The sequence below is a fragment of the Gluconobacter sp. P1D12_c genome, from assembly GCF_018812105.1.
In the GTDB taxonomy this organism is placed as follows: Bacteria; Pseudomonadota; Alphaproteobacteria; order Acetobacterales; family Acetobacteraceae; genus Gluconobacter; species Gluconobacter oxydans_A.
On the sequence record NZ_JACSIQ010000848.1, the window covers coordinates 1 to 363 of the forward strand.

Annotated in this window: 1 protein-coding gene; it reads left to right on the top strand. The window is 48.8% G+C overall.

The genetic code is table 11. The annotated features are described in order from the left end of the window. Positions 1–172 precede the first annotated feature (172 nt). Positions 173–363 (top strand): hypothetical protein (locus tag KP705_RS19485; protein ID WP_215765504.1); only part of this gene is annotated, 191 nt, incomplete at its 3' end.

Consider the following 363-nt stretch of genomic DNA (forward strand, 5'->3'; position numbering starts at 1 on the left):
TAATGTGAGTCGAGGTTAAATCGATGGATATCTTGGCGGATTACATCGAAGAAGCCCGATAGGTTAGGAGAAGGCTCATGACGCAGGAACGTCACAACCCGACCCACATCAGTATTATAACACAACTGATGGCGAGGGTTCAACACAAGACCGCCAAGACTGGTGGTCTCGGATGGAATCCGTAGGTCGTTCATATACGAAATTAGAGGCCCAAAGGGTCATCAAAGCTCAGTCATATGATGGGGGGGATTATCCTCGTTCATGGCTTGCGCATGTGTTCCATCTGGGGTGGTCTGTTGATGATATCTGCTGGCTGATATCTGCTGACTGCAAGCACCTTGGGCTTATAGCTCGGGATTATTC